The sequence below is a fragment of the Microbispora sp. H13382 genome (assembly GCF_014161445.1).
Lineage (GTDB): Bacteria > Actinomycetota > Actinomycetes > Streptosporangiales > Streptosporangiaceae > Microbispora.
Genome location: NZ_JABBXA010000001.1, coordinates 258,197 through 284,504, shown reverse-complemented (window position 1 = coordinate 284,504; position 26,308 = coordinate 258,197). Strand labels below are relative to the sequence as shown.

The following is a 26,308-nucleotide window of genomic DNA, read 5'->3' as shown; positions in this document are numbered from 1 at the left end:
GCGGAGTCGTCACGCTCGAACCGCAGGTGCCTGCTCAGGTCGGACGCGACGACTCCCTTGCGCCCGAGCTGGATCGACCCCGCGCGTTTGAAGTCGTACTGAAAGGTGTTGGCCGTGTGGTTGATCAGCCGCGAGCGCGAACCCAGCTGGACGTCTCCCCACTCGACTACCTTGACGGTGAACTGGGCGGACAGGAGCCGCCGGGGCGGGGGCCGGTAGAGCGCAGGTCACAGCAGTCGCGCCGAAAACTGCAATCAATCGCCTCATGCGCAGGACGTCCTAACCCATAAAGGAGGGGGCATGTGTCGTTGCATGATCCATTGTGCCCGCGACTGTGAATCTCGACGTCGCCGTCGATCATGAGACATGCGAAAGGCGGCAGTCGGGGATCTCCCGGTTGCCGCCTTTCGCGTGATCACGACCGCCTTATGGGCCGGTCAGGACATACGCTTGCGATTTTGGGCAAGGTCATGAGCAGTGACGGCGCAGGTCATGCCGTGTCACCGCGAGAATCGGGGGGACGTCAGTGGCCGGTGGCGCGGTTGACGGCGGAGATGATGGCCTTGAGCGAGGCGGTCGTCGTGTTCGCGTCGATGCCGACGCCCCACAGGACCTGCGTGCCCTCCGGCCCGCCGATCTCGCACTCCACGTACGACGCGGCCTTGGCGTCGGCGCCCGCGCTCATCGCGTGCTCGGTGTAGTCGAGGACCCGCACCGGCACCCCGATGTTCTCCAGCGCGTCGCAGAAGGCCGAGATGGGGCCGTTGCCGACGCCCTCGATCTCCCGGATCTGGCCGTCGACCCGCACGTCGGCGCTGATCGCGTCCTTGTCGTCCACGGCGGAGGTGTGCCGATGGGCCAGCAGGCCCAGCCGCCCCCAGGGGCTCGCCGGGTTGGGCAGGTACTCGTCGGAGAACCGCTCCCAGATCTCGGCCGCGGTGACCTCGCCGCCCTCGGCGTCCGTACGGGCCTGGATGACGCGGGAGAACTCGATCTGCAGGCGGCGCGGCAGGTCGAGCTGGTGGTCGGCCTTCATGATGTAGGCGACCCCGCCCTTGCCCGACTGGCTGTTGACGCGGATCACGGCCTCATACGTGCGGCCGATGTCCTTGGGGTCGATCGGCAGGTACGGCACGGCCCAGGTGAACTCGTCGACCGGCACGCCGGCGGCGGCCGCGTCGCGCTCCAGGTGCTCGAGGCCCTTCTTGATGGCGTCCTGGTGGGAGCCGGAGAAGGCCGTGTAGACCAGCTCGCCGCCCCACGGGTGGCGGGGGTGCACGGGCAACTGGTTGCAGTGCTCGACCACGCGCCGGATCTCGTCCATGTCCGAGAAGTCGATCTCGGGGTCGATGCCCTGGGAGAACAGGTTCATGCCCAGCGTCACCAGGCAGACGTTGCCGGTCCGCTCGCCGTTGCCGAACAGGCAGCCCTCGATGCGGTCGGCGCCGGCCATGTAGCCCAGCTCGGCGGCGGCGACGGCGGTGCCCCGGTCGTTGTGCGGGTGCAGGGACAGCACGATCGAGTCCCGGTACGCCAGGTTGCGGTGCATCCACTCGATCTGGTCGGCGTACACGTTGGGGGTGGCCATCTCGACCGTCGCCGGCAGGTTGACGATCACCTTGCGGTCGGGGGTGGGCTGCCACACGTCGTTGACGGCGTTGCAGACCTCGACGGCGTACTCCAGCTCGGTGCCGGTGAAGGACTCGGGCGAGTACTGGAAGTAGATCTCCGTGCCCTCCATCTCGGCCGCCAGCTTCTTGCACAGCTTGGCGCCCTCGACGGCGATGGCGGTGATGCCGTCCGTGTCCTGGCCGAAGACGACCCGGCGCTGGAGGGTGGAGGTGGAGTTGTACAGGTGGACGATCGCCTGGCGCGCGCCGCGCAGCGACTCGAAGGTCCGCTCGATCAGCTCGGGCCTGGCCTGCGTCAGCACCTGGATGACCACGTCGGAGGGGATGCGCTCCTCTTCGATGATCTGGCGGACGAAGTCGTAGTCCGTCTGCGACGCGGCGGGGAAGCCGACCTCGATCTCCTTGTAGCCCATCCGGACCAGCTGGTCGAACATCTTCAGCTTGCGGTCGGAGTCCATCGGGTCGATCAGCGCCTGGTTGCCGTCGCGCAGGTCCACCGCGCACCAGCGGGGCGCCTTGGTGATGACCTTGTCGGGCCAGGTGCGGTCGGCCAGCCGTACGGGCTCGAACGGCGTGTAGCGATGGAACGGCATCGGGCTCGGCTGCTGCTCATTCATGATTGCTCCTCGTCGGGCGCACGGCGAGCCCCGGGCACGACGTTGCCGTCGTCATCGGAAAAGGGGCGCCGTTGGAAAAAACCAGGGCGGCCGACGCGCATGACTCTCGCACCGCGGCGAGGGAGCCGGCCTCTTACAGGCCCTCGCCGCGGCGGATAAGAAGGAGACCGCGCAGCATGCCAAGCAGACTAGCAGACGCCCTCCAGCGGAAGAGACACCCGATCACATTCCGAGACGGAGCACCGGGTTAGGGTGAGCCGTGATGCGAAGGAGGCCGCATGAAGGACAACGACATCCTCAAGCAGATCAGCGAGCTGGTCGACGAGGAGCACTCGCTGCGTGAACGGCTGGTCGCGGGCGAGCTGACCTCCGAGGAGGAGCACGACAGGATCTCCTCGCTGGAAGAGCAGCTCGACCGCTGCTGGGACCTCCTGCGCCAGCGCCGCGCCCGGCGCGACGTGGGCGAGGACCCCGACTACGCCTCCCCCCGCCCGGCCGACGAGGTCGAGAACTACATGCAGTAGACCCCTCACCACCGCGGTTCCACGATGTGAAAACGAGTCGCGTCCCTGACAGGGTGTGCGGAATTCTTGTCGGCATGCACATGATGCGCGTCGTCCCCGCGGCGCAGGAGGAAGACGACCCCGACGGCCCCGCGGGCCACTCCCCCCTGGCCGGTCTGTACGCCGTGTCCCGGGCCTGCGACGATCCGGGTCCCGCGATGTCGTGGCGGCACTTCGCGGCGAGCGTCCGGAGCGGGTCGGGCGGCGAGCGTGCCGAGGCGTGGGCGGCGTGCGACGGCGACCGGGTCGCCGGCGGCCACATCCTCCACCTCCCGCAGGACGACAACACCCACCTCGCCCTGCTCCGGCTGATGACGCATCCACGGCGACGGCGCGAGGGCGTGGGCGGCATGCTGCTCGACCACGCGATCGGCCGGGCGCGCGACGAGGGCAGACGCGTGCTGATCGCCGAGGCGCCGGCGGACGGGCCGGGCACGGCGTTCGCCAAGGCCCGCGGGTTCTCCCCGGCCTCCACCGAGACCCGGCTGGTGCTCGACCTGCGCACGGCCGACTGGTCCGGCCTCGAACTCCTCCGAGCGCGGGCCGTACGGCACGCCACCGGCTACTCACTCGAACGGTGGGCCGGGCCGACCCCCGACGACCTGCTCGGCGACATGGCCCGCCTGGCGGAGGGCATGAACGACGAGCCGCTGGGCGACCTCGCGATGGAGGACCAGCGGTGGACCGCCGACCGCGTGCGCGCACGCGAGGAGATGCTCACACGGGCGGGCCTGCGGACCTACACGGTGATCGCCCGGCACACGGCCGGCGGGGAGCCCGCGGGGTTCACCCAGCTGGTGGTGGACGCCGAGCGGCCGGAGGGCTGGGCCCGCCAGGGCGCGACCACGGTCCTCGCCCCGCACCGCGGCCGGCGGCTCGGCCTGGTGCTGAAGCTCGCCGGCATCACCTGGTTCCGCGCCTGCGAGCCGTCCGTCGAGCGTGTGATCACCTGGAATTCGGTGGCGAACCCGCACATGCTGGCGATCAACGAGGCGATGGGCTTCGAGGTCTTCGACACCTGGTACCAGTGGCAGCTCGACATCTGACTACGGGCGCAGGTCGGTCCTGGCCTCGCCGGTGTCCGGATCGTGCGGGGAGGAGAGATGCTGGTGGATCATCGCCCACGTGCCGTCTCTCCGCTCGAACACGCGGGTTCCGCGTGACCACGTCTCGGCGCTCTCGCCGCCCGCCTGCTCGACCCGGATGCGGTTGAGCCCCCACGCGACGGCCAGGTCCTGCCTGACCAGGATCCTCAGATCGGGGACATCCCAGCTCACGCCGTCCCCGGCGGCGTCGAGGCCGCGCGCGCAGACCTCGCGCACCGCCTCGACGCCGCGGTGCCGCAGCGGCCCGTCGTGCTCGTAGGAGACGACGTCGGCGGCGATGCCGGCCATGAGGCCCTCCAGGTCCCCGGCGGCGGTGCAGGCGAACCACCGGTGGTGCAGTTCGCGCACCTCCTCCTCGGCCACCCCGAACTCCTCGGCCACCCCGGACTCCTCGGCCACCCCGGACTCCTCGGCCGCCCCGGAGCCGGCGTCCGGGTCGACGTACGGGAACGAGTGGTGCTCATGGGCGACCACCCATCGGCCGTCCTGCCTGCGCAGGCCGAGTGTCAGCCGCAGGCGCGTCCGCGGGTTCGCCGCGAGCTCTTCCGGGCCGCCGCAGCGCACCAGGGCGTGGGCGAACGCGACGTCCTGCCCCGCGGTCACGTCCAGCGACTCGATCTCGAAGCAGGCACCATGCGCCTGCCAGGCGAAGAAGGGCGGCCACGTCTCGCGGTAGGCGTCCAGGCCGCGTACGCCCTCGTACGGCGGCGGCACGTCGAACATCACGATGTCGCCGGCGTGGTCGGCGACCACCCCCTCGATGTCGCCGCGGTGGACCGCCTCGGCCCAGCGCTCGATCAGGTCGCGGATCCGCTCGTGGTCGTCGGTCATTCTCGCTCGGTCCTTCCGGGTCGTCCGCTGTCACCGCCTACAACCCTCGGCGACCGGCGAACTCATCGGTCAGCCGCCACATCCGCCCGCGTCAGTTCCGCCGGCAGGCCGAACGCCGGCAGGTGGGCCTCCAGGAACGAGACCACCTCGGCGATCCGCTGTCCGCGCAGCGCGAGCAGGTCCAGGCTGGCGGCGGTGTAGACGCCGCGGTCGTCGTCCCACAGGTAGGTGCCGAACGCGACCTGCCCGTTCACCCGCGCCGGCAGGAGACGCCAGCGCCATTCGCGCGCCGTCTTCCGCAGGAAGCCGCGGATGGCGTCGTGCCCCTGATACCAGGCCGTCAGCGGCGGCATAGAGTACTTCGCGTCCTCGGTCAGCATCGCCACGATGGCGTCCACATCCGCGGCCTCCCAGGCGGCGGCGTAGCGCCGGGCCGTCTCCCGCCACGCCGGTTCGCCGAGCAGGCCGAGAGTCCGCTGCTGGGTGGTGGGCGGGACCAGGCGTCCGAGCGTGCCGCGGGCCCGCTGCAGCGCGCTGTTGACCGCGGCGACGGTCGTCTCCAGCAGGCCGGCGACCTCGCCGGCGCCGTAGCCGAGGACGTCGCGCAGCAGCAGCACGGCCCGCTGCCGAGCCGGCAGGTGCTGCAGCGCGGCGACGAAGGCCAGCTCCACGCTCTCCCGCGCCACGACGCGGGCCTCCGGGCCCAGCTCCGCCGTCCAGCTCATCAGCCGGTCCGGGAACGGCTCGACCCACGCCGCCTCGACCGGCGGTACGCCTCCCGGGCTCAGGTCGGCGGGCAGCTCGCGCCGCCCACGCCGCTCGATGAGCGTCAGCGCCCTGTTCGTGGCGATCGCGTACAGCCAGGGCCGCACGGATCCGCGGTCCCCTTCGTCGTCCTCGAACCGCGGCAGAGCGCGCCAGGCCCGGTCCAGCGTGTCCTGGACGACGTCCTCCGCGTCGTGAACCGATCCCAGCATGCGGTAGCAGTACGCGCGCAGCTCGTCCCGCAACGGCCCGACCAGGCGCCCGAAGGCGTCGCCGTCGCCGGAACGGGCCGCGGCCAGCAGTTCGGCGCCGGACTGCCCCGTCCGGCCGATCCGTTCCTCACCCATCCGCCCATCCTGCCCCGGCTCGGGGGGCGACGCCGGAGACAGTGGAGGAAGCGGTCGGGCCGTGCGCAATGCCGGGTCCGGACCGGCCCCCACCGCACGGGCGGTGCGGAGCCTCCGGCGCGGCCGAAGGCGTTCACACGTGCGATCGCTTCCTCCCCTCCAGCGTAAGCGCGGGACCGGGACCGGCGACAGGCCCTCAGACGGACAACAGGCGGTGAACCTCCTCGTCCTGGAGCTCCCGTGCGGGGCCGGACCTGACCACCCGTCCGGCGTCGAGGATCACGAACCCGTCGGCCAGCCGCAGCGCGAGGTCCAGATACTGCTCCACCAGCAGGATCGCGAGACCGGTCGCGTGCAGGCGTTCGACGGCCTCCTCGATCTCCAGGATGATCGACGGCTGGATGCCCTCGGTCGGCTCGTCCAGGATCAGCAGCCTCGGCCGGGTGACCAGGGCGCGGGCGATCGCGAGCTGCTGCTGCTGGCCGCCGGACAGGAACCCCGCCGGCCGTTTCAGCAGCGGCTTGAGCCGGGGGAAGACCTCCAGGGCCTCCTCCAGCTCCGCGTGCTCACGGTGCGCGGACGCCTCCAGCGTGACCAGGAGGTTGTCCATCACGGTGAGCTGGGGAAAGGTCTCGTGCCCCTGCGGCACGTAGCCCATGCCGAGCCGTACGCGCTGGTCGGGGCGCAGCCGGGTGACGTCCCTGCCCTCGAACGTCACCGTCCCGCCGGTCGCCGGGAGCACGCCCATGACGGTGTCGAGCAGGGTCGTCTTGCCGACCCCGTTGCGGCCCATCACGCAGACGAGGCTTCCGGCGGGCACCTCCAGCGAGACGCCGAAGAGCACCCGGGCCCGGCCGTACCCCGATTCCAGTCCCTCAACGGACAGCATCCTCGGCACCCTCCCGCGCCCGTCCCAAGTAGATCTCCTGCACGCGCGGGTCGGCCCGCACCTGCTCCACCGAGCCCTCCGTCAGCACCCTGCCCTCGTGCAGGACGGTGACCTGGGAGGCGTAACGGCGCAGGAAGTCCATGTCGTGCTCCACCACGACCACGGTGTGGTCGCGGGCGACCTCGGTGAGCAGCTCGCCGGTGCGCTCGCGCTCGCCGGAGGACATGCCGGCGACCGGCTCGTCGAGCAGCAGCAGCCGGGGCCGCTGGACGATCAGCATGCCGATCTCCAGCCACTGCCGCTGCCCGTGGGACAGCACCCCGGCCCTGCTGTCCGCCAGCCCGGCCAGGCCGGTCGTCTCCAGCGCCGCCGCGACCTCCTCCGACACCCCGCGCCTGCGGCGCAGCAGCGACCACAGGGGGCGGCGGAACGACGCGGCGAGATCCAGGTTCTCCAGCACGGTGAGCTCCTCGAAGACCACCGAGGTCTGGAAGGTCCGGCCCACGCCGAGCCGGACGATCTCGTGTTCCCTGCGGCCCGCGAGGTCCTGCCCCTCGAACCGCACGGTGCCCGCGGTCGGCTTCGTCAGGCCCGTGATCACGTCGATGAGGGTGGTCTTCCCCGCGCCGTTCGGCCCGATCAGGAAGCGCAGCTCGCCCCGGCCGACGGTCAGGTCCACGCCGTCGAGTGCCCGGAAGCCTCCGAAGGCGACTTGCAGCCCGCGGATGTCCAAGAGGGGCTCGGTCACGCCCTCGCCTCCCTTCTCCGTACGAGAGCGGCGGCCAGGCCCGCGATGCCCTTGGGCGCCAGCGTCATGACGAGCACGAACAGGGCGCCCTGCAGATACAGCCAGGCGTCCGGGAGCTCCTCGCTGAAGTACGTCCGCGCGTACCCCATAACGACCGCGCCGAGCACCGCGCCGGCCAGCGCGAACCGGCCGCCGACGGCCACCGCTACGACGAGTTCGAGCGAGGGCACGACCCCGAGAAGGGCCGGCGAGATGATGCCGACCACGGGCACGAACAGCGCCCCCGCGATGCCGGCCATGCCGGCCGAGACGGCGAAGGTCAGCGTCTTCACCGTGGCGGGGTCGTACCCGAGGAAGCGCACCCGGTCCTCGCCGTCCCTGACCGCGAGCAGCAGCCGTCCGAACCGGCTGCGGACGAGTTGCCTGGCGCCCAGGTAGAGCGCCCCGAGCACGGCCGCCACCAGCAGGTAGAGGCCCCGCTGGGTCTCGTCGGCCGCCACGTCGCGGCCGAAGAAGTCGAAGAAGTTGGTCAGGCCGTTCGTGCCGCCGGTCAGCCCCTGCTGCCCGACCAGCAGGATCACCAGCGCCGCCGCCAGCGCCTGGGTGAGGATCGCGAAGTACGCCCCTCGTACGCGCTGGCGGAACACCAGCGCGCCGAGCAGCAGCGCGACCGCGACCGGCAGCACGACGACCATGGCCAGCGCGAAGACCGGGTTGCCGAACGGCTTCCACAGCGCCGGCAGCTTCTCCACCCCGCTCCAGACCATGAAGTCGGGCAGGTCCCCGGCGGCGTCGTTGAGCTTGAGATACATGCCCATCGCGTAGCCGCCGAGGCCGAAGAACACCCCCTGCCCGAGCGTGAGCATGCCGCCCTGCCCCCAGGCGAGGCCGATGCCCAGTGCCACGATCGCGTAGCAGAGATACTTGGCCAGCAGGCCGAGGCGGAACGGCTCCAGCAGCAGCGGCGCCACCACCAGGGCGAGCACCGCCACCGCCGTGAAGGCAGCGGGGCCCTGCCACCGGCCGGTCAGGACCCGGCGCGAGACCGTGAGGGCGGTCATGTGAGCGCCCGCGATCGGACGAAGAACAGCCCCTGCGGCCGGATCTGCAGGAAGCCGATGATCGCCACGAGGACCACGACCTTGGCGAGGCTGGCGTCGCTCCAGAACTCGGCGTAGGAGTTCAGCAGGCCGAGGCCGATCGCGGCCAGCACCGCGCCGCGGAGCTGTCCCAGGCCGCCCGCGACGACCACGAGGAACGCGTCCACGATGTAGTACGTCCCGAGCGCCGGGCCGACCGGCCCGATCAGCGTGAGCGCGACCCCCGCGACCCCGGCGAGGCCGGAGCCGATGAAGAACGTCCGCTGGTCGACCCTTCCGGTGTCGATACCGCTCGTGGCCGCGAGCCTCCTGTTCTGCATCACCGCCCGCATGCGCCGCCCCTGCCCGGTCCGGTTCATGTACGCCCAGATCGCGAGCACCGACGCCGCGGCGAGCGCCAGGATGAACAGCCGGTTGTACGGCAGGATCCCGGCGCCGCCGCGCAGCCAGGCGGGCGAGGCGACCTGCACGTTGGGCGCCCCGAACAGGTCACGGGCCAGTTGCTGGAGCATGAGGCTGACGCCCCAGGTGAGCAGCAGCGTGTCCAGTGGGCGGCCGTAGAAGCGCCGGATCAGCGTGCGCTCCAGGATCAGGCCCATGACCCCGGCCACCACGAAGGCGGCCGGGAGGGCGACCAGGAAGCCCACGCCCTGGAGCAGGTAGGCCGTGTAGGCCCCCGCCATGATGAACTCGCCGTGAGCCATGTTGATCACGCCCATCTGCCCGAAGGTGAACGTCAGCCCGAGGGCGATGAGCAGCAGGACCGCTCCGATCGACAGCCCGATCGGCAGCTGGTTGACCATTCCCTCCATGTCGGCCCGTCAGACCAGGCCGCCGGCCCAGGGGTACGTCCTGAGGTAGGGGTCGGGCTTGATCGGCTCGCCGGAGTTCCAGACCTCCTTGATCTGGCCGTCCGGCTGGACGACCCCGATGCGCGCGGTCTTGTAGACGTGCTGGTTGTCGCCGTCGATGGTGACCTTGCCCTCTGGGCGGTCCAGGGACACCCCGCCGGCGGCCTTCTTGACGGCCTCCACGTCGGTGCTCCCGGCCTTCTTGACGGCCTCGGCCCACAGGTGGACGGCGTTGTATCCGGCCTCCATCGGGTCGGAGGTCACCTTGTCGGCGCCGTACTTCGCCTTGAACGCGGCGACGAACTTCTCGTTCGCCGGGGTGTCGGTCGTCTGGTAGTAGTTCCAGGCCACGAGGTGCCCGGCGACGTTGTCGACCCCGATGCCCCTGACCTCCTCCTCGGCCACGGACACCGACATGACCGGCATCTGGTCGGCGCTGATCCCGGTGCTCTTGAGCTGCTTGAAGAACGCGACGTTGCTGTCGCCGTTCAGGGTGTTGAAGACCGCGTCCGGCTTCGCCTCGACGATCTTGTTGACCAGCGTGCTGTACTCGGTGTGCCCGAGCGGGGTGTACTCCTCGCCGAGGACCTCCATCCCGTTCGCCGCGGCGTACGCCTTGATGATTTTGTTCGCGGTTCTCGGGAAGACGTAGTCGCTGCCGACGAGGAAGAGCTTTTTCTTGCCCTTCTCCTTCAGATAGTCGAGCCCGGGGACGATCTGCTGGTTGGTCGTCGCGCCCGTGTAGAAGATGTACGGCGAGCTTTCCAGGCCCTCGTACTGGACCGGATACCACAGCAGCGCCTTGCGCTTCTCGAAGACCGGGAGCATCGCCTTGCGGCTCGCCGACGTCCAGCCGCCGAAGACGGTCGCGACCTTGTCCTGCGCGATGAGCTTGGTGGCCTTCTCCGCGAACGTCGGCCAGTCGGAGGCGCCGTCCTCCACGACGGGCTCCAGCTTCTTGCCCAGCACGCCGCCGGCCGCGTTGACCTCCTCGATCGCGAGCAGCTCGGCGTCCCTGACCGTGACCTCGCTGATGGCCATCGTGCCGCTGAGGGAGTGCAGGATGCCGACTTTTATGGTGTCAGAACCCCCAGATGAGGCAGATGTACCGCTTGTTGAGGACTGCCCGCCGCACGCCGCGAGCGTCGCGGCCGCGAGAGCGAACACCGCTCCGGCACGCCATAATGAGTTCCGCAATTGCCTCTCCTTGCCGCTACGGCCCCCGCGCCGATCCGTCTGCCGTCAAGGTGGGCGCGCGGTATTTCCCGCCGAAATCCCGGGCGTTAACAAGTCATTAGCGAAGGCTCACCGCCGTCCGGATACGCATACGAAATCAGTGGGTAACGCGGGGGAAACCGCGGGTACCTATCGTCCCGCCATGCGGCTCACTCCACACGAACAGGAACGGCTCCTCATCCACGTCGCCGCGGGCGTGGCCCGCGAGCGCAGGGAGCGCGGCCTTCGCCTCAACCATCCGGAGGCGACGGCCCTCATCGCGTCCTTCCTCCTGGAGGGCGCCCGCGACGGCCGCAGCGTCGCCGACCTGATGGACGCCGGCCGCAAGGTCCTGCGGCGCGAGGACGTCATGGAGGGCGTGCCCGAGATGCTGGAGTCCGTCCAGATCGAGGCGACCTTCCCCGACGGCACCAAGCTCGTCACCGTCCACAACCCGATCACATGACGGGCGAGGGCGTGCCGGGCGAGATCCTGTGCGGCGACGGCGACGTGCCGCTGAACCCCGGCAGGGAGCGGATCACCCTGAGAGTCGTCAACACCGCCGACCGGCCGGTGCAGGTCGGGTCGCACTACCACTTCGCCGCGGCCAACCCCGGCCTGGAGTTCGACCGGGAGGCGGCCTGGGGCACCCGCCTCGACATCCCGGCGGGCACCGCGACCAGGTTCGAGCCCGGGGTGGAGCGCGACGTCACGCTGGTCCCGCTCGCGGGGAACCGCGTCGTACCCGGACTGCGCCCCGAGTGGGCCGGTCCCCTCGACGGGAGGACCGATGTCTAGCGTCGAGCGGGCCCACTACGCCGCGCTGTACGGCCCCACCGCGGGCGACCGGGTGCGCCTGGCCGACACCGACCTGTACGTCGAGGTGACCGAGGACCTGTCGATGGGACCCGCCGGGGCGGGCGACGAGGCGGTGTTCGGCGGCGGCAAGGTCATCCGCGAGTCGATGGGGCAGGCGCGCACCACGAGGGCGGAGGGCGCGGCCGACCTGGTCATCACCGGCGCGGTGATCCTCGACCACTGGGGGATCGTCAAGGCCGACATCGGCGTCCGCGACGGCCGGATCACCGCGATCGGCAAGGCCGGCAACCCCGACACGATGGACGGCGTCCACCCGGAGCTCGTCATCGGCCCGTCCACCGAGATCCTCGCGGCCAACGGCAAGATCGTCACCGCGGGCGCGGTCGACACCCACGTCCACCTGATCTGCCCGCAGATCCTCGACGAGGCGCTCGCCTCGGGCGTGACCACGGTCGTCGGCGGCGGCACAGGACCCGCCGAGGGCACGAAGGCCACCACCGTGACCGGGACCTGGTATCTCGGCCGGATGCTGGAGTCCCTGGACTCCTACCCGTTGAATGTGGCCCTGCTCGGCAAGGGCAACACGGTCAGCAAGGAGGGGCTGCTCGAACAACTGAGGGCCGGGGCGTCGGGCTTCAAGCTGCACGAGGACTGGGGCGCCACCCCCGCCGTCATCGACGCCTGCCTGCGGGTCTGCGACGCCACCGGGGTGCAGGTCGCCATCCACACCGACACGCTCAACGAGGCCGGCTTCGTGGAGTCGACCCTACGGGCCATCGGCGGGCGGGCCATCCACGCCTACCACACCGAGGGCGCCGGAGGCGGCCACGCCCCGGACATCATCACCGTGGCCTCCCACGCCAACGTGCTGCCCTCGTCCACGAACCCGACCAGGCCGCACACGGTCAACACGCACCACGAGCACCTGGACATGCTCATGGTGTGCCACCACCTCAACCCCGCCATCCCGGAGGACCTGGCCTTCGCCGAGTCGCGGATCCGGCCGACGACGATGGCGGCCGAGGACGTCCTGCACGACATGGGCGCGATCTCGATGATCGGCTCGGACTCCCAGGCCATGGGCCGGGTCGGTGAGACGATCATTCGTACGTGGCAGACGGCGCACGTGATGAAGCGGCGCCGCGGGCCGCTGCCGGGCGACGGCCCCGCCGACAACCTCCGCGCCCGCCGGTACGTGGCGAAGTACACGATCAACCCGGCGATCGCCCACGGGCTGGACGCGGAGATCGGGTCGGTGGAGCCCGGCAAGCTCGCCGACCTCGTGCTGTGGAGCCCGGCCTTCTTCGGGGTCAAGCCCGACCTCGTCGTCAAGGGCGGCGTCATCGCGTACGCCCAGATGGGCGACGCGAACGCGTCGATCCCGACGCCGCAGCCCGTGCTCCCCCGCCCCATGTTCGGCGCGGCCCCGGTCACCGCCGCCGCGACCTCGCTGCACTTCGTGGCGCCGCTCGCGCTGGAGGACGGCCTGGCCGGCCGTCTCGCCGTCGGCAGGCGGCTGGTCCCGGTGGCCGACGTCCGCGCCCGGCGCAAGCACGCGATGCCGCTCAACGACGCCCTGCCGGACATCCGGGTGGATCCCGACACCTTCGCCGTACGCGTGGACGGCGAGCTGATCGAACCCGCCCCGGCCGAGTCGCTGCCTATGGCGCAGCGCTACTTCCTCTTCTGATGTCCGCCGTGAAGGGGGACGCGGCGCTGCTGCTGCTGGCCGACTCCCGGCTGCCGGCGGGCGGGCACGCCCACTCGGGCGGCGTGGAGGAGGCCGTACGGCGGGGCGCCGTCACCGGCACCGGCGACCTGGCGCGGTTCCTGCGCGGCAGGCTCGCCACCTCCGGCCTCGTCACCGCCGCGCTCGCCGCCGCCGCGTGCGAGCTGGCGGTCTCCGAGGTCGTCCTGGTAACCGACTCCGAGACCGGCTCCGGGACCGCCGCGCGATCGGCCCCCGGAGCCGCGGCCGGCGGCGGTGCCGATACCGGTGCCGGTGCCATGGGCGAGCCGGCTGCGCTGTGGCGGCGGTTGGACGCCGAGGCCGACGCCCGGACCGCCTCACCCGCCCAGCGGGAGGCCTCGCGCACCCAGGGGCGGCTCCTGCTGCGCACGGCCCGCCGGATGTGGCCCGCGGCCGCGTTGGACATGCTCGCGCGAGCGGTGCCTGAGGGCCCGCACCATCCGGTCGCGCTCGGCGCGGTCGCGGCCTCCGCGGGCTGCGAGCCCCTCCAGGCCGCGCTGGCCGCCGCCTACGCCACGGTCACCGGCCCGGCCACGGCCGCGGTGCGGCTCCTCGGCCTCGACCCGGTCGCCGTCCATCGCCTGCTCGCCGACCTCGCGCCCGCGCTCGACGAGACGGCCCACGCCGCCTGTACGTCGCTCGCGGGCGCCGTCCCGCTCGACGAGGAGCCGTACGAGGAGCCGTACGAGGAGCCCGGCGAAGAGCCCGGCGAGGAGCCGGACGAGCGCGGCACGGGACGGCACGCGGGATGGCGGGCGGCGTGGCGGGCGCTGCCCGGGCACGGCGCGCCCGCGCTCGACCTCCTGGCGGAGGGACACCTGACCAACCCGGCCAAGCTCTTCGTCTCCTGACCTCCCACCCGGCATCGCACGAGAAAGACGAGGTTCCCCATGGGCGCTCACCACGACGACCTCCACGACCCGGCCGAACCGCACGGGCGGGCGCTCCGCCTGGGCATCGGCGGGCCGGTCGGCAGCGGCAAGACCGCCCTGGTGGCGGCGTTGTGCCGCAGTCTCGGGCCGACCCTGCGGCTCGGGGTCGTGACCAACGACATCTACACCACCGAGGACGCCGACTTCCTGCGCCGCGCGGGGGTCGTCGACCCCGGCCGCATCCTCGCCGTGCAGACCGGCTGCTGCCCGCACACCGCCATCCGCGACGACATCGCGGCCAACCTGGACGCCGTCGAGACGCTGGAAGAGCGATTCGGGCCGCTCGACCTCGTCATCGTCGAGAGCGGCGGCGACAACCTCACCGCCACCTTCAGCCGGGGCCTGGCCGACCGGCAGATCTTCGTGCTCGACGTGTCGGGCGGCGACAAGGTGCCGCGCAAGGGCGGGCCGGGGGTGACCTCGGCCGACCTGCTCGTGGTCAACAAGACCGACCTCGCGCCGATGGTCGGCGCCGATCTGACCGTGATGTCCCGCGACGCGGCGGCCGTACGGGACGGCAAACCGGTGTTGTTCACCTCGATCAGGGAGGACAGGTCCGCGCACACCGTCGCGGAGTGGGTGGTGACCATGGTCGACGCCTGGCGACGCGAGCACGGGGAACCGCACCACCACACCGCCCACAGTGGCTCCCACGGCGGCTCCCACGCTGGCCCCCACCCGGCCACGGCGCCCTGACATGGCATCCGGCGCCGTGACCGCGCGAGCGGTGATCCGCACCGAGGCCGCGGGCGGAGGCAGGACCCGGCTGGAGACGCTCCGCTCCGACCCGCCGCTGACGCTGCGGCAGACCGGGCCCCGGCGGGTGCACCTCGTCTCGACGGGCGCGGGCCCGCTGCGCGGGGACCGCTTCGACCTCGCCGTGGACGTCGCCCCCGGCACCTCGCTGGAGGTCCGCTCGGTGGCCGCCACGCTGGTGCTGCCCGGCCTCGCGGACACCCCCTCGGTCATGGTCGTACGGGCCCGGGTCGGGGCGGGCGCCGCCCTGCGTTTCTCCCCCGAGCCGACCGTCCTCGCCGCCGGATGCGCCCACCACCTCGTCGTACGGCTCTCGCTCGCCGAGGACGCCACGGTCTTCTGGCGGGAGGAGATCGTGTTCGGGCGGCACGGCGAACGGCCGGGACGCGGCCACGCGCGGTTCGACGCGACCGTGGCCGGGCGGCCTCTGCTCCGCCAGGATCTCCTGATCGGCGAGGATGCCGTGGACGGCAGCCCGGCCGTCTACGGGGACGCCCGGTGTGTCGGCTCGACCCTCCTCGCGGGCCCCGCCTGGGCTCCGCCCGCCGAACTGGACGCCGAGCCGGACGCCGAGCGGGAGCGGCGGGCCGTCCTGGGGGACGGCTGGGCGGCCCTGCCCCTGGCCGGCCCCGGCGTGCAGGTCTGCGCGCTCGGCGCGGACGCCGTCCAGCTGAGGAAACGGCTGCGGCGCGGCGAGGAGGCCGCGGGCGCCCCGCCACCCGGGCCGCCGGCCGCCGCACGGGCCGCCGCACGGGCTGCCTCACCGCCCGGGCAACCCGCCGCCGCCCAGACCGTCGCGGCGTCCGGCGCATTCGCCGCCGCGCACCCCGTTCCACCGGCCGGGCCACTCGCCGCCGCACACCCCGTCCGACCGCCGGCGCGCCCCTTCACCACGCCGGCCGACGGTGGCCGGGGCTGAAACCTGCCGCCCCGCGCCGTAGCCTGGTGATCGTGTCGGAACCCACGCAGCACCCCGGCAGGCCGCGGCGAGGCACCAGCGTGGCCGGCGTCCTGCGGGCCGCCGGCGTGTTCGTCGCGGGGTTCACGCTGGCCGTGACCGCGCTGCTCCCGTGGGCCGGCCTCACCGCCGAGTTCGGCATCCTCGACGCGTCGCTCACGCACGCCGTGCGCGGCGTGGACGCGGGCTCCGGCTGGGTCGTGCTGGGCGCCGGGGTCACGGCCATGCTGCTCGGCGTGCTCGGCGCGGCGCGAAACTGGCTGTTCACCGGGCTGGCGATCCTGCCCGGCGCGGTGGCCGCCTTCGCGCTGGCCATGTTCCTCGCCGACCCGCGCGACCTCGTGGGCCGGCTCGACTTCCAGGTCTCCGGGCTGCTGCGGGTGCACCCCACGATCCAGTACGGCTGGTTCGCCGGCCTGCTGGCCTCGGTCGCGCTGGCCGTCCTGGCCGCCGCCGCGCTGCTGCGCCGCCGGTGACCCGTCAGTCGTAGAAGCCGAGCCGCCGCAGCTGCTTGGGGTCGCGCTGCCACTCCTTGGCGACCTTCACCCGCAGATCGAGGTAGATCCGGGTGCCGAGGAGCGCCTCGATCTGCTGCCGGGCGCGGGTGCCCACGTCCTTGAGCCTCGCGCCGCCCGGGCCGATCACGATCGCCTTCTGCGAGGGCCGCTCGACGAACATGTGGGCGTACACGTCGAGGAGGTCGTCACGGCCCTCCCGGGGAGTCATCTCCTCCACGACCACCGCGATCGAGTGGGGCAGCTCGTCCCGCACACCCTCAAGCGCGGCCTCCCGGATCAGCTCGGCGACCAGCACCTGTTCCGGCTCGTCGGTCAGCTCCCCGCCGGCGTACAGCGGGGGCGATTCAGGCAGCCGCTTGACGAGCACGTCGGCGAGGACCTCGAGCTGTTCGCCCCCCTGCGCGGACACCGGGACGATCTCCGCGAACTCGGCCAGCGCGGACACCGCCAGAAGCTGGTGCGCGATCTGCTCGCGGGTGGCCAGGTCACACTTGGTGACGACCGCCACCACCGGGGTCTTCTTGACGGCCGCGAGCTTTTCGACGATGAACCGGTCGCCCTTGCCGATCGGCTCGTTGGCCGGGACGCAGAACCCGATGACGTCGACCTCGGTGAGCGTGGACAGCACCAGGCTGTCGAGCCGCTCCCCCAGGAGCGTGCGGGGACGGTGGAAGCCGGGGGTGTCCACGATCACCAACTGGGCGTCCGGCCGGTGGACGATGCCGCGGATGGCCCGGCGCGTCGTCTGCGGCTTGGACGAGGTGATCGCCACCTTGGTGCCGACCAAGGCGTTCATCAGCGTCGACTTGCCGACGTTGGGCCTGCCGACGAAGCAGGCGAAGCCCGCCCGGAAACCGCTCGGTTCGGCGTTCATCGTCAGATGTACCGGCCCTTCAGCGAGCCGTCCGGAGCGGCCAGGAAGAGCGTGCCGTTCCCCATGTCCTCGATGACGGCCAGGTCCGGCTCCGCCGGGTCGTCGGCCTCGGTGACCACCGCGGCCGCCTCCAGGGACTTCGCCCCGCTGGACACGGCCATGGCCACGGCCGCCTGCAGGGCCGATAGCCGGAGCGAGGGCAACTCCACCGTGGTCGCGGCGTACGTCCGGCCGGTCTCGTCGCGCACCGCGGCGCCCTCGGGAGCGCCGCCGCGCGCCCGCGTCGACCTGGCCAGCGTAATGATCTTGTTGTCCTCGGGGCCCAGCGTCTCTGTCACGCGTCAAGCGTACCGACCTCGCGGACGAGCAGCCGTGTCAGTTCGGCCGTACGGGCCGGGTCGGGCGGGGTCAGGCCCGCGTGCACGAGCGCGATCAGCGTGTGGCCGGAGCGGGCGACGACCAGGTGCATGCGGTAGGGGTAGCCGCCGACCCGGCCGGCGAGGGCACGGGCGGCCGCGTCCGCGCCGCCGATTCCGGCCGGCGGAGTCCGCGTGGCCGCCAGGCGGTCGTACGGCGTGCCGGCGTCGGCCGTCGCGCAGTGGGCGAGGGCGTCGCGGAGCGCGGCGAGATGCCCGGCCGCCTCGTCGCCGTCGTAGACGGCGACGCCGACCCCGGCGAGCTCGCCGGCGTGCGCGCCCTGGTAGGTGGCGGCGGCCGTGCCGCTGAGCCCCTCGCGCGGGAGCCTGCCCGCGGCCGCGTCGAACAGCAGACGGCAGGCGCGGGCTCGGGGTCGGAACGGCGGGCGCCACGGCGCCCGCGCGTGGCTGAAGAACGTGTCGGGAAGGGCGTCCATCCTGCCGAGCAGGGCCCGCACACCGCTCGCGTCGCCCGTCTTTCCGGGGGGCCGGACGGCGGCGTAGGTGACCTCGCCCGTGCCGCAGCCGCCGGTGGCCAGGACCAGGCAGCCCGCGACGGCCGCGTGGACGATCCGCATACCCGCCTCCCCGCTTTGCCGGAGGTTTCCTTCCCCCTGCCGCGTACGGGTAATCACATTGCGTAATCGAAACGGGGCCCTCACCCTGAGCCGGGTGAAAGCCCCGCGTCGATGTACGGATCCCCCAAGGGAGGCTCCGGTGCGCCGCGAACCCCTCCCGGCGCGCCGGACTCCCCAATGAGGCGCCCCGAACCCCTTCTGAGCGCCTGGGACAACAGTGGCTCAGCGCACTTGCAGCACGCTTGAAGGACGCTTGCAGAGGCCGGACGGCGCGTCGTCACTCGTGGCCGGCGTCGGCCGCCACGACCTCGTCGCCCGTCGCGGGCTCCTCGCGGCGCACGACGACGGTGCTGATCCGGTTGCGGCGTCCCGCCAGGTTCTCGGCCGTCAGGCGCAGGCCCCCGACGACCGCCTCCGAGCCCGCGATCGGCACCCGGCCCAGGGCGTGCGCCAGCAGGCCGCCGACCGTGTCGACGTCCTCGACCTCGATCTCGGTGCCGAACAGCTCGCCGAGCTCGTCGACCGGAAGCCGCGCGGTCACCCGCACCGCCCCGTCGTCCAGCCACTCGACCCGCGGGGCCTCCTGGTCGTACTCGTCGGCGATCTCGCCGACGATCTCCTCGATGACGTCCTCGATGGTGACGAGGCCGGCGGTGCCGCCGTACTCGTCGATGACGATGGCGAGGTGGATCTGCCGCGCCTGCATCTCGCGCAGCAGCTCGTCGATCGGCTTGCTCTCCGGCACGTACGTCGCGGGACGCATCAGCTCGTCCACGCGGACGCCGCCGTCGCCGGTGTCCTGGATGCGGCGGACGATGTCCTTGAGATAGGCGATGCCCACCACGTCGTCCTCGTTCTCCCCGGCCACCGGGACGCGGGAGAACCCGCTGCGCAGGGCGAGCGAGAGCGCCTGGTTGAGCGTCTTGCCGCGCTCGATGAACACCATGTCGGTGCGCGGCACCATCACCTCGCGCACCAGCGTGTCGCCCAGCTCGAAGACCGAGTGGATCATCTCCCGCTCGTCGGGCTCGATGACCCTGCGCTGCTCGGCCAGGTCGACGAGGTCGCGCAGCTCGGCCTCGGAGGTGAACGGGCCCTCGCGGAAGCCCTTGCCGGGAGTGAGCGCGTTGCCCAGCAGGATCAGCAGCTCGGGCAGTGGGCCGAAGATCCGGGTCAGCCCGTACACGATGGGCGCACTCGCCAGCGCGACCGGCTCGGCGTGCTGGCGGCCGAGCGTACGCGGCATGACCCCGACGATGACGTAGCTCACCAGGATCATGACCACGGCCGCCCCGGCGTACGCCTGTCCGCGGTCGCCCAGCCAGTCGATGAACAGCAGCGTCGTGATGACCGTGGCGACGAGCTCACAGCTCAGGCGTAGCAGGAGCACCAGGTTGAGGTAGCGCGGCGGATCGGCGACGATCGCCTGCAGTCGCACCCCGCCGCGCCGGCCCTCCTTGACGAACTCCTCCGCGCGCACCCTGGAGATGCGGGTCAGCGCCGTCTCCGCGCTCGCCAGCAGGCCGCCGGCCACGATCAGGAAGACGGCGGAGAGTAGCCAGCCGTTGGTCACGGCTTACGCCGCACCTCCCGCCAGGCGCCGAGTATCTCGTCCTGCAGCCCGAACATCTCGGCGTGCTCCTCGGGCTCGGCGTGGTCGTAGCCGAGCAGGTGCAGGATGCCGTGCGTGCACAACAGCTCCAGCTCGTCCTGCGCGCCGTGCCCGGCCTCGGCGGCCTGCTTGGCCGCCACCTGGGGGCACAGCACCACGTCTCCGAGCAGCGCCGGGTCGGGGGCGTCGTCCTCGTCCCTGCCGCCGGAGTTGGGCCGCAGCTCGTCCATGGGGAAGGCCAGCACGTCGGTCGGGCCGGGCTCCCCCATCCACTGCTCGTGCAGCTCGGCCATCGCCGCCTCGTCGATCACCAGGATCGACAGCTCGGCCAGCGGGTTGATCCCCATCCGGCCCAGGACGTGCCCGGCCAGCTCGACCAGAGCCGACTCGTCGACCTCGACGCCGGACTCGTTGGCCACCTCGATGCTCACGGGGTCTCCTCACCCGTCATGCCGGTGCTCACCGCCGGTTGTTCCGCGGCCGCTTGTTGATCGCGCGCGGCTCCGAGGCCATCGCGGCGTCGTAACGGCCGTAGGCGTCGACGATGTCGCTCACCAGCTTGTGCCGTACGACGTCGGCGCTGGTCAGCCTGCTGAAATGGATGTCCTCGATGCCCTCGAGGATGTGCTGGACGACCTTCAGGCCGCTGTCCTGGCCGCCCGGCAGGTCGATCTGCGTGACGTCGCCGGTGACCACGATCTTCGAATTGAAGCCGAGCCGGGTCAGGAACATCTTCATCTGCTCGGGCGAGGTGTTCTGCGCCTCGTCCAGGATGATGAAGGCGTCGTTGAGGGTCCGGCCCCGCATGTAGGCGAGCGGCGCGACCTCGATCGTCCCGGCCGACATCAGCCGGGGGATCGAGTCGGGGTCGAGCATGTCGTGCAGCGCGTCGTACAGCGGCCGCAGGTACGGGTCGATCTTCTCGTAGAGCGTGCCGGGCAGGAAGCCGAGCCGCTCCCCCGCCTCGACGGCGGGGCGGGTGAGGATGATCCGGTTGACCCGCTTGTTCTGCAGGGCCTTCACGGCCTTCGCCATCGCCAGGTACGTCTTGCCGGTGCCGGCGGGCCCGATGCCGAAGACGATGGTGTGCCTGTCGATCGCGTCGACGTACCGCTTCTGGTTGACCGTCTTCGGGCGGATGGTACGGCCCCGCGCGGACAGGATGTCCAGGGACAGGACCTCGGCCGGACGGTCGGTGGCCTGCCGCAGCATGTGGATGCTGCGCTCGACCGCGTCGGGGGACAGCTCGGCACCCGAGCCGACCAGCTCCACCAGCTCCTCGAAGAGGCGCACGACGACGCCGCTCTCCTCCGGACTGCCGGTGATCGTGATCTCGTTGCCCCGCACGTGGATGTCGGCGCTGAAGGCGCCCTCGATGACCCGCAGCAGCTCGTCACCCGACCCGAGGAGGCTGACCATCGGCTGCCCCTCGGGGATGACTACCTTGGCCTGGGTCTTGCTGATTTGCTGTGACTCGGACATGGGCGGCCCTTGCGGCCCTGATCGCCTCCCTAGTTCCCTCCCATGTTAGTGCCCTCCCCCCAATCTTCGCCCCGTCGCGTCGCCCAGAGTGGCACCTCGCCACGTTGTCGCCCCATCCGCGAGGATTCCTCACAGGATCGGAGCTCAGCCGGGAGGCCAGGTGAGGCTCCGGCCGCCGATTACATGCGCGTGGACGTGGAAGACGGTCTGCCCCGCGCCGGGTCCCGTGTTGAACACGATGCGGTAGCCGGCCTCGGCCACGCCCTCCTGCACGGCGACCGCGTGGCAGGTCTTGAGCAGGTCGTCGGCCAGGCCGTCATCGGCCGCCGCGAGCACGGCGGCGTTCTCGTGATGGGCCTTGGGCACGACGAGGACGTGCGTGGGAGCCTGCGGGTTGATGTCGCGGAAGGCCAGCGCCCGCCCGGCCTCCAGAACGATGTCCGCCGGGACCTCCTTGGCCACGATCTTGCAGAAGAGGCAGTCACTCACGCGCGAAAGCCTAGCCGTCGCGTTAGTTGTCGACCGCAAAGATCCCCCCAGCTAATGTGAGTGTGCGAGACTGCACCAGAAAACCCCCCTAGTGTCGGGCGAGGACACCGCTGGGCCATGCCCCCTCATGATTCGGAAGAACGTAAACCCCCCGGGGATGACGAGCGTCCTATCGATGTGACCACCGAGACCCTCGTGGCCGACAGGTCGTTGGGGACGGTGCCCGTCGGGTGGGATGCCGACATGGCCGTGACGGCGCTCTACAGCGCTCACTATCGGTCATTGGTGCGTCTCGCCGTGCTGCTGGTGCGTGATGTGTCCAGCGCGGAAGAGGTCGTTCAGGACGCGTTCGTCGCCATCCACGGCGCCTGGCGCAGGCTGAGGGACACCGACAAGGCACTGGCCTACCTTCGCCAATCGGTCGTGAACCGATCGCGTTCCGTGCTGCGGCACCGCGCGGTCGTCGAGAAGTACGCGCCCAAGGGCCTGCCGGACGCGCCGAGCGCGGAGAACGGCGCGATCGGTGAACTCGAGCGTTCGGCCGTCATCGAGGCGCTGCGCGGCTTACCGACCCGCCAGCGCGAGGCGCTGGTGCTGCGATACTACGGCGACCTGTCGGAGGCCGAGATCGCGCACGCGATGGGGATCAGCAAGGGCGCGGTGAAGAGTCACACGGCCCGCGGCATGGCCGCACTACGGATGGCACTGGAGCAGTTCTCATGACCTTCCCGCCCGACGACGAGTACGGCGAGTTGCTCCGCCGTGCCCTGCGCGCGGAGGCGGACGCGGTCGTGCCGTCTCCCGATGGACTCGAGATCATCCGCGGGCGGATCGACCAGCGCGGCCTGCGCGGCCTGCGGAACATGCTGTGGTGGCGCGTCGGAGCGGCCGTCGCCGGGGCCGTGCTCGTGGCGGGCGTGGTCGTGGCGGTCGTCCCAGGCCTGCGCGACCAGGTGGCGCAGTCGACGGGCATCTCCCCCGCCGGCGGCGAGCGCGAGGACAGGACGGACACCTCGTCGGTGAACCGGCCGCCCAACCCGGAGCCCTCACAGCCGCTCGTGATCGTGCCCGTCACGCCGAGCCCGTCGCACGGGCGGCCGAGCCCGCCCCCGACGCACAAGACGGGCGCGACCACCAGGCCGTCGCCGTCGCCGTCCGACCCCTGCGTCACGCCCACGACGCAGGAAGGCGTCGTCGAGCCCGACGCGACCCTGCCTCCGTCGTGCTCACCGGCGCCGGTGACGCAGCCGCCCACGGTCGCGCCCACGGTCTCGGCCCGCCCCTCGACGGCTCCGCCCATGACGTCCGTCCCGTCGTCGGCTCCGAGCCCGGCGCCGACGGAGACGGCCACGCTCGACTCGGCGAGCGAGACGCCCACTCCCTGACCGGCCCGCCGCCGCGGGCAGCCGTCACCAGCGGCCGCAGCGGGACAGCAGGACGGCCGCCGCCGCCACACCCGCCGTCGAGGTGCGCAGCACCGTGGGCCCCAGCAGGGCCGGTACGGCTCCCGCCTCCCGGAACGCGGCGATCTCCTCCTCGGCGACGCCGCCCTCCGGGCCGACGATCATCACGATGTCGCCCGGCTGCTCCGGCAGCGGCAGGCGGCTCAGCGACTCGGCGGCCTCCTCGTGCAGCACGACCGCGAGCGCCGCCGCCGAGGCGAGCGAGCGGACCTGCGCGGTCGTGGCCTGCTCGGTGACCTCGGGCAGGTGGAAGCGACGGGCCTGCTTGGCCGCCTCGCGAGCCGTGGCGCGCCAGCGGGCGAGGGACTTGGCGGCCCGGTCGCCCTTCCACTGGGTGACGCAGCGGGCGGCGGCCCACGGGACGATCACGTCGACCCCGGCCTCGGTCATCATCTCGACCGCGAGCTCGCCCCGGTCGCCCTTGGGCAGGCCCTGCACGACCACCAGCCTCGGCCGGGGCGGCGGGACCTCGAACCGGCGCCGCACCTCGGCGGTCAGCGAGTCCTTGCCCGCCGCCGTGACCGTGCACTCGGCCACCCGCCCCGCGCCGTCGGTCAGGTCGATCCGCTCCCCCGGGCGCAGGCGGCGTACGGCGGCGGCGTGCCGGCCCTCCGGTCCGTCCAGGACGATGGTGTCCGCCGTCCGGCCGGCCGCGTCCGACAGGAACACAGGAACACTCATGCCGCCTCCTCGCCCGGCGGCTCGAAGTCGCATGAGCGAAACACCCTGTGCCGGTCGACTCGCTCGCTCCGCTCGCTCATGCGATCAGCTCAGCGGCCGTTGAAGGCGTCCCGCAGGCGGGAGAAGAAGCCCTGCTGACCCGGGGAGAACTTGCCGGGCGGCCGCTCCTCCCCGCGCAGCTTCGCCAGCTCGCGCAGCAGTTCCTCCTGCTGCGGTTCGAGCTTGGTCGGCGTCTCGACGTTCACGTGGATCAGCAGGTCGCCCCTGCCGGTCTCGTTGAGCCGCTGGACGCCCTTGCCGTACAGCGGGATGACCTGGCCGGCCTGGGTGCCCGGCCGCACGTCGATCTCCTCGGGTCCGTCGAGGGTCTCGATCGTGATCGAGGTGCCGAGCGCGGCGGCGGTCATCGGGATGTGGACCGTGCAGTGCAGGTCGTCGCCGCGCCGCTCGAAGATCTCGTGCGGCCGCTCGACGATCTCCAGGAACAGGTCGCCGGGAGGACCGCCGCCGGGACCGACCTCGCCCTCGCCGGCGAGCTGGATGTGCGTGCCGTCCTCGACGCCGGCCGGGATCCTGACCTTGATCGTGCGCCGGGTCCTGACCCGGCCCTCGCCCGAGCACTCCATGCAGGGATGCCGGATGACGCTGCCGAACCCGCCGCACTGGGGGCAGGGGCGGGAGGTCATGACCTGGCCGAGGAACGAGCGGGTCACCTGCGAGACCTCGCCGCGCCCGTGACACATGTCGCAGGTGTCGGGGTGGGTGCCCGCCGCCGCCCCGGAGCCCTGGCAGACGTCGCAGACCACGGCCGTGTCGACCATGATCTCGCGGGTCGTCCCGAAGGCCGCCTCCGACAGGTCGAGCTCGACCCGGATCGTGGCGTTGCGGCCCCGCCGGGCACGCGAGCGGGGACCCCGCGCCGCGCCCGCCGAGCCGAAGAAGGCGTCCATGATATCGCTGAACGGGAAGCCCGCCCCGAAGCCGCCGGCCCCGGCCCCCGCGCCGCCGCCGAACGGGTCGGCGCCCATGTCGTACATGCGGCGCTTGCCCGCGTCGGACAGCACCTCGTACGCCTGGTTGATCTCCTTGAACCGCTCCTGGGTCTCCGGATCGGGATTGACGTCCGGGTGCAGCTCACGGGCCAGGCGGCGGTACGCCTTCTTGATCTCTTCCTGGCTGGCGTCCCGCCGTACGCCAAGGGTCGCGTAGTAGTCGTTGGACACTTATGACCCCGCCAGGATCTGGCCGACGTACCGCGCCACCGCGCGTACCGCACCCATCGTCACCGGATAGTCCATTCGTGTCGGGCCCAGCACTCCGAGCCGGGCCAGTTCCCTGTCGCCCGAACCGTATCCGGCGGCCACGATAGAGGTGCCGCGCAGCCCGCTGTAGGGGTTCTCGGATCCGATTCGGACGGTGATGTCAGACAGCCCGCCGGTCTCGCCCAGCAGGCGGATGAGGACGACCTGTTCCTCCAGCGCCTCCAGCACGCCGCGCAGACCGACGCTGAAATCCGCGGCGGCGAGGTTGGCCGTACCGGCGAAAGCGATTTTCTCCTCGTGCCGCTCCACGAGCGTCTCGAGCAGCACGGACAGGATCGTGGCCGCCGCAGGCCTGTCCTCCGGGGGCAGCCGCTCGGGCACGTCGGCCACGGTCTCCGGCACCTGGGACAGCCCGCACCCGTCCAGGCACGCGTTGAGCACGGCGCGCAGGTTGGCGATGCGGTCGTCGGCGATGGCCTCGGGCAGGTCGACCACCCGTTGCTCGACCCGCCCCGTGTTGGTGATCAGCACCAGCATGACCCGCCGTTCGGCGAGCGGAACGATCTCCACATGCTGGACCGACGACCTCGTCAGCGAGGGGTACTGGACCACCGCGACCTGCCGGGTGAGCTGCGCGAGCAGCCGCACCGTGCGCATGACGATCTCGTCGAGGTCCACCGCCCCCGCGAGGAAGGTCTCGATGGCCCTGCGCTCGGCCCCCGACAGCGGCTTGATCTGGGACAACCGGTCGACGAACAGGCGGTAGCCCTTGTCGGTGGGCACCCTGCCGGCGCTTGTGTGCGGCTGGGTGATGTATCCCTGCTCCTCCAGCGCCGCCATGTCGTTGCGGATCGTCGCCGGGGAGACGCCGAGGTTGTGCCTGTCCGCCAGGGCCTTCGACCCCACCGGCTCGTTGGTGGACACGTAGTCCTCGACGATGGCGCGCAGAACGGCGAGCTTGCGGTCGTCGAGCAATGTGTCACCTCCCTGTGCCTGGAAACACCGACTCTGGCACTCTGTGTTCCCGAGTGCCAAGTGTACGGCTACCACCCCAC

Annotated in this window: 29 protein-coding genes; 11 read left to right on the top strand and 18 right to left on the bottom strand. The window is 71.8% G+C overall.

The window, feature by feature from the left end:
• Positions 1 to 523 precede the first annotated feature (523 nt).
• Positions 524 to 2,248, bottom strand: a complete 1,725-nt coding sequence (gene leuA, locus HHX41_RS01165; protein ID WP_182904463.1) for a 2-isopropylmalate synthase — start codon at positions 2,246 to 2,248, stop codon at positions 524 to 526.
• Positions 2,249 to 2,526: 278 nt separating this feature from the next.
• On the opposite strand from leuA, the gene HHX41_RS01160 reads away from it, so the two are divergent.
• On the top strand, positions 2,527 to 2,772 hold the full coding sequence (locus HHX41_RS01160; protein ID WP_169979124.1) for a DUF2630 family protein: 246 nt from the start codon (positions 2,527 to 2,529) through the stop codon (positions 2,770 to 2,772).
• A 74-nt stretch (positions 2,773 to 2,846) separates the two neighbouring features.
• A complete protein-coding gene (locus HHX41_RS01155; RefSeq protein ID WP_182904462.1) occupies positions 2,847 to 3,857 on the top strand; it encodes a GNAT family N-acetyltransferase in 1,011 nt (336 codons plus the stop codon).
• On the opposite strand, the gene HHX41_RS01150 is transcribed toward HHX41_RS01155, so the two are convergent.
• The 7 genes from HHX41_RS01150 to urtA form a co-directional block, all read right to left on the bottom strand.
• A complete protein-coding gene (locus HHX41_RS01150; RefSeq protein WP_182904461.1) occupies positions 3,858 to 4,748 on the bottom strand; it encodes an SgcJ/EcaC family oxidoreductase in 891 nt (296 codons plus the stop codon).
• Between the two features lie 62 nt (positions 4,749 to 4,810).
• A complete protein-coding gene (locus HHX41_RS01145; protein WP_182904460.1) occupies positions 4,811 to 5,860 on the bottom strand; it encodes a sigma-70 family RNA polymerase sigma factor in 1,050 nt (349 codons plus the stop codon).
• Positions 5,861 to 6,056: 196 nt separating this feature from the next.
• Positions 6,057 to 6,749, bottom strand: coding sequence for an urea ABC transporter ATP-binding subunit UrtE (gene urtE, locus HHX41_RS01140; RefSeq protein ID WP_182904459.1), 693 nt, complete (start codon positions 6,747 to 6,749; stop codon positions 6,057 to 6,059).
• The gene (urtD, locus tag HHX41_RS01135) at positions 6,736 to 7,497 is read right to left on the bottom strand and encodes an urea ABC transporter ATP-binding protein UrtD (RefSeq protein WP_182904458.1); all 762 of its coding nucleotides are present in this window, start codon (positions 7,495 to 7,497) and stop codon (positions 6,736 to 6,738) included. Before urtD ends, urtE begins: the two co-directional genes overlap by 14 nt.
• Complete coding sequence (gene urtC / locus HHX41_RS01130) at positions 7,494 to 8,558, bottom strand: urea ABC transporter permease subunit UrtC (RefSeq protein ID WP_169979144.1); 1,065 nt, start codon at positions 8,556 to 8,558, stop codon at positions 7,494 to 7,496. The genes urtD and urtC overlap by 4 nt, the downstream gene beginning before the upstream one ends.
• Positions 8,555 to 9,409: an urea ABC transporter permease subunit UrtB gene (urtB, locus tag HHX41_RS01125; RefSeq protein WP_169979146.1), complete on the bottom strand. Its 855-nt coding sequence runs from the start codon at positions 9,407 to 9,409 to the stop codon at positions 8,555 to 8,557. The genes urtC and urtB overlap by 4 nt, the downstream gene beginning before the upstream one ends.
• Positions 9,410 to 9,418: 9 nt before the next feature.
• Entirely contained in the window at positions 9,419 to 10,615 is a 1,197-nt protein-coding gene (gene urtA / locus HHX41_RS01120; RefSeq protein WP_310741753.1) for an urea ABC transporter substrate-binding protein, read from the bottom strand.
• Between the two features lie 211 nt (positions 10,616 to 10,826).
• Here urtA and HHX41_RS01115 point away from each other — a divergent pair, with 211 nt between their 5' ends.
• Genes HHX41_RS01115 through HHX41_RS01085 form a run of 7 tightly spaced genes read left to right on the top strand, consistent with a single transcriptional unit; the run spans position 10,827 to position 16,354 of the window.
• Positions 10,827 to 11,129 carry an urease subunit gamma gene (locus HHX41_RS01115; protein WP_182904456.1) on the top strand — a complete coding sequence of 101 codons (303 nt, stop codon included), beginning with the start codon at positions 10,827 to 10,829 and terminating at the stop codon, positions 11,127 to 11,129.
• Positions 11,126 to 11,461 (top strand): urease subunit beta, encoded by a 336-nt coding sequence (locus tag HHX41_RS01110; RefSeq protein WP_169979155.1) that lies wholly within the window; start codon positions 11,126 to 11,128, stop codon positions 11,459 to 11,461. The genes HHX41_RS01115 and HHX41_RS01110 overlap by 4 nt, the downstream gene beginning before the upstream one ends.
• Positions 11,454 to 13,172, top strand: coding sequence for an urease subunit alpha (locus HHX41_RS01105; RefSeq protein ID WP_182904455.1), 1,719 nt, complete (start codon positions 11,454 to 11,456; stop codon positions 13,170 to 13,172). The genes HHX41_RS01110 and HHX41_RS01105 overlap by 8 nt, the downstream gene beginning before the upstream one ends.
• A complete protein-coding gene (locus tag HHX41_RS01100; RefSeq protein WP_182904454.1) occupies positions 13,172 to 14,083 on the top strand; it encodes an urease accessory protein UreF in 912 nt (303 codons plus the stop codon). The genes HHX41_RS01105 and HHX41_RS01100 overlap by 1 nt, the downstream gene beginning before the upstream one ends.
• Before the next feature lie 39 nt (positions 14,084 to 14,122).
• Positions 14,123 to 14,860: an urease accessory protein UreG gene (ureG, locus tag HHX41_RS01095; protein ID WP_169979162.1), complete on the top strand. Its 738-nt coding sequence runs from the start codon at positions 14,123 to 14,125 to the stop codon at positions 14,858 to 14,860.
• Between the two features lie 16 nt (positions 14,861 to 14,876).
• Positions 14,877 to 15,839, top strand: a complete 963-nt coding sequence (locus HHX41_RS01090; RefSeq protein WP_310741699.1) for an urease accessory protein UreD — start codon at positions 14,877 to 14,879, stop codon at positions 15,837 to 15,839.
• 32 nt (positions 15,840 to 15,871) lie between these two features.
• Complete coding sequence (locus tag HHX41_RS01085; protein WP_182904452.1) at positions 15,872 to 16,354, top strand: hypothetical protein; 483 nt, start codon at positions 15,872 to 15,874, stop codon at positions 16,352 to 16,354.
• 4 nt (positions 16,355 to 16,358) lie between these two features.
• On the opposite strand, the gene era is transcribed toward HHX41_RS01085, so the two are convergent.
• From era to HHX41_RS01050, 7 genes are all read right to left on the bottom strand, one after another.
• Positions 16,359 to 17,270, bottom strand: coding sequence for a GTPase Era (gene era / locus HHX41_RS01080; RefSeq protein ID WP_169979166.1), 912 nt, complete (start codon positions 17,268 to 17,270; stop codon positions 16,359 to 16,361).
• A gap of 2 nt (positions 17,271 to 17,272) precedes the next feature.
• Complete coding sequence (locus tag HHX41_RS01075) at positions 17,273 to 17,608, bottom strand: cytidine deaminase (protein WP_182904451.1); 336 nt, start codon at positions 17,606 to 17,608, stop codon at positions 17,273 to 17,275.
• On the bottom strand, positions 17,605 to 18,264 hold the full coding sequence (locus tag HHX41_RS01070; RefSeq protein WP_182904450.1) for a hypothetical protein: 660 nt from the start codon (positions 18,262 to 18,264) through the stop codon (positions 17,605 to 17,607). Before HHX41_RS01070 ends, HHX41_RS01075 begins: the two co-directional genes overlap by 4 nt.
• A gap of 277 nt (positions 18,265 to 18,541) precedes the next feature.
• Positions 18,542 to 19,837 carry a hemolysin family protein gene (locus HHX41_RS01065; RefSeq protein WP_182904449.1) on the bottom strand — a complete coding sequence of 432 codons (1,296 nt, stop codon included), beginning with the start codon at positions 19,835 to 19,837 and terminating at the stop codon, positions 18,542 to 18,544.
• On the bottom strand, positions 19,834 to 20,307 hold the full coding sequence (gene ybeY, locus HHX41_RS01060) for an rRNA maturation RNase YbeY (RefSeq protein WP_169979174.1): 474 nt from the start codon (positions 20,305 to 20,307) through the stop codon (positions 19,834 to 19,836). Before ybeY ends, HHX41_RS01065 begins: the two co-directional genes overlap by 4 nt.
• A 28-nt stretch (positions 20,308 to 20,335) precedes the next feature.
• Positions 20,336 to 21,358 carry a PhoH family protein gene (locus HHX41_RS01055; protein WP_169979176.1) on the bottom strand — a complete coding sequence of 341 codons (1,023 nt, stop codon included), beginning with the start codon at positions 21,356 to 21,358 and terminating at the stop codon, positions 20,336 to 20,338.
• Between the two features lie 144 nt (positions 21,359 to 21,502).
• The gene (locus HHX41_RS01050) at positions 21,503 to 21,847 is read right to left on the bottom strand and encodes a histidine triad nucleotide-binding protein (RefSeq protein ID WP_182904448.1); all 345 of its coding nucleotides are present in this window, start codon (positions 21,845 to 21,847) and stop codon (positions 21,503 to 21,505) included.
• 243 nt (positions 21,848 to 22,090) lie between these two features.
• Between HHX41_RS01050 and HHX41_RS01045 the strand changes: the two genes are divergently transcribed.
• Together HHX41_RS01045 and HHX41_RS01040 are read left to right on the top strand one after the other, a co-directional pair.
• Positions 22,091 to 22,570, top strand: a complete 480-nt coding sequence (locus HHX41_RS01045; protein WP_169979796.1) for a SigE family RNA polymerase sigma factor — start codon at positions 22,091 to 22,093, stop codon at positions 22,568 to 22,570.
• The gene (locus tag HHX41_RS01040) at positions 22,567 to 23,232 is read left to right on the top strand and encodes a hypothetical protein (protein WP_169979180.1); all 666 of its coding nucleotides are present in this window, start codon (positions 22,567 to 22,569) and stop codon (positions 23,230 to 23,232) included. The genes HHX41_RS01045 and HHX41_RS01040 overlap by 4 nt, the downstream gene beginning before the upstream one ends.
• A gap of 24 nt (positions 23,233 to 23,256) precedes the next feature.
• Here the strand turns inward: HHX41_RS01040 and HHX41_RS01035 are convergent, their stop codons facing one another.
• The 3 genes from HHX41_RS01035 to hrcA all read right to left on the bottom strand — a co-directional run bounded on the left by HHX41_RS01035 (position 23,257) and on the right by hrcA (position 26,228).
• Complete coding sequence (locus tag HHX41_RS01035; RefSeq protein ID WP_182904447.1) at positions 23,257 to 23,991, bottom strand: 16S rRNA (uracil(1498)-N(3))-methyltransferase; 735 nt, start codon at positions 23,989 to 23,991, stop codon at positions 23,257 to 23,259.
• An 89-nt stretch (positions 23,992 to 24,080) separates the two neighbouring features.
• Positions 24,081 to 25,214 carry a molecular chaperone DnaJ gene (dnaJ, locus tag HHX41_RS01030; protein ID WP_169979184.1) on the bottom strand — a complete coding sequence of 378 codons (1,134 nt, stop codon included), beginning with the start codon at positions 25,212 to 25,214 and terminating at the stop codon, positions 24,081 to 24,083.
• A complete protein-coding gene (gene hrcA / locus HHX41_RS01025; protein ID WP_182904446.1) occupies positions 25,215 to 26,228 on the bottom strand; it encodes a heat-inducible transcriptional repressor HrcA in 1,014 nt (337 codons plus the stop codon).
• Positions 26,229 to 26,308 lie beyond the last annotated feature (80 nt).